2 protein-coding genes are annotated in these 1,719 nt (G+C 63.4%); both read right to left on the bottom strand.

Annotation, left to right across the window (positions count from 1 at the left end):
- On the bottom strand, positions 1-761 hold a 761-nt coding region (locus AC5WRL_RS28040; protein WP_496091488.1), incomplete at its 3' end, for a S8 family peptidase.
- Positions 758-979 (bottom strand): hypothetical protein, encoded by a 222-nt coding sequence (locus AC5WRL_RS28035; protein WP_496091487.1) that lies wholly within the window; start codon positions 977-979, stop codon positions 758-760. The genes AC5WRL_RS28035 and AC5WRL_RS28040, both read right to left, overlap by 4 nt.
- Between the last annotated feature and the right edge of the window lie 740 nt (positions 980-1,719).

Genomic DNA, 1,719 nt, shown 5'->3' with positions numbered 1-1,719 from the left:
ATCTCATTCAGACAGATCGGGCCGTCCAGGCCACCGCAGTACCAGGGGACATCGTTTCCGGGGGCAGCGAGGGTGACTTGCGGGCCGTAGTTGGAATAAGCAGACCGCTCGCCATCGTTTCTCACAGCGCCGACAGCCACGACGCCGTCAAGGCTCGCGGGCGGATAAGCCTGGTTCGTGCTCTCCGCATCGTTTCCAGCGGCCGCAAAAAACAACACCCCCGCCCGCACGGCGGAAGCTACTGCTTCCGACAAGGGGCCCGTTGCGGCTATTACGTCTTCTCTGGCGCCAGAAACGCTGATGATATCCGCACCGGCCTCGACAGCATATGTAATTCCCTCCGCCCAGACCTCAGGGCCACCTGAGGCGAATCCGTGCTCACCCGTGGCAATTCGAACGGGGAGGATTTTTACTTCGGGTGCGATCCCTCTAATTCCTCCATCCTTTCCAGTGCCACCGATGAGGGCAGCCATGCGCGTCCCGTGTCCGTCAGTGTCCACGTGCGCCCCCTGGCCATCAGCCGTGAAATCGGCACCATCGAGGACCTGACTCTCCAATTCGGGGAGGGTGCTGTCGACTCCAGAATCAATGACGGCGATAGTGACGCCTTCGCCTTTGGTGTTCTGCCATATTTCCTCGACGCGCATGGTGTCGAAGTACCACGGGTGTTGAGGTGTGTCCGCCGCTTGGGCGGCTGGGACAGTGGCAACGAAGGCAGCGAGGGCAAGAGTGATAGCAAGGGCCCGGTGAGTGGGGGTCATGGCTGCTGTCTGTCGTCCTTGCTCTCGTTCTTGTTCTTCTTCTTGTTTTTCTTGCTCTGACCGGGGATACCGATGACGCCAGTGGGTTTAGGAAGGGAACGCTTCTGCGCTTTACCGTTCTTGGCACGCCCGTCGACGGTGGCTTTGCCGTAAGTGCCTCGGGGCGTGGCCGGCTGGTCCTTCTTGCTGGGAGTAAGTCTGCTGTTGGTCGGGTTCATGCCCGGCTGGATCACCCCACCCGGAGAAATCCGCGATGCCACGGTCGGCTTGGCATTCGGTACCGGTTTTCCCCCGAGTAGACCGTAGTTGTTCGCCCGGCCCCACGGATTGCCTCCGCTCGGACCTGTTCCGGTCGCAGACGGGCGACCCACGGGAGAGTGCTGCCCACCCGGAATCGCCGGGCCACCCGGACGACCGGTCGTGGGCGGCTGCGAACCTGGGCCGACCGGTGAGCCGGACGGCGAACGGGACTCGCCCGGTCTCAGAACAGGGCCCCGCACAGGTGGCACTTTGCCACCACTGCCACCTGGCGATGGCCAACCCGGCAACGGACCAACCATCGGCTGCTGCGGACCAGCACCCGTGGCGACAGGACGATCAGGTATCACTGGTGGAGCCATCGAAGAAACCGGAGGAGCAGTACCGTTCGGCCTCGTCCCCACCGAATCCAACGACGTACCCACACCACCATCACCGGGGCCGACTTCTGGCCTGATGATCAGCCCGGGAGTCTGCGCTCCAGGCGACACAGGCCCGCCCGCCCAACCAACTGCCCCCGGAACAGCGCCGACCTGAGGTGACGGTGCACTCGGCGCCGGAGCAGGAGGCACCGCCGAACTCAAGGGAGGGCTGCTGGAGCCAGGCGAAGCCGAACCAGGATCACGAAAGCCGAATTTCGGAGGTTCCTGGAACTGCGGTTCCGTCGCGTTCACCATGGTCGTGGCGGACGTCGTGTAGA

Source organism: Streptomyces sp. NTD107 (genome assembly GCF_059510435.1).
This window is presented reverse-complemented; position numbering and strand designations above follow the sequence as displayed.

What these genes read in the sequence shown, in the direction of transcription:
- AC5WRL_RS28035 (WP_496091487.1), bottom strand. Translation starts at nt 979, where the DNA reads ATGAACCCGACCAACAGCAGACTTACTCCCAGCAAGAAGGACCAGCCG.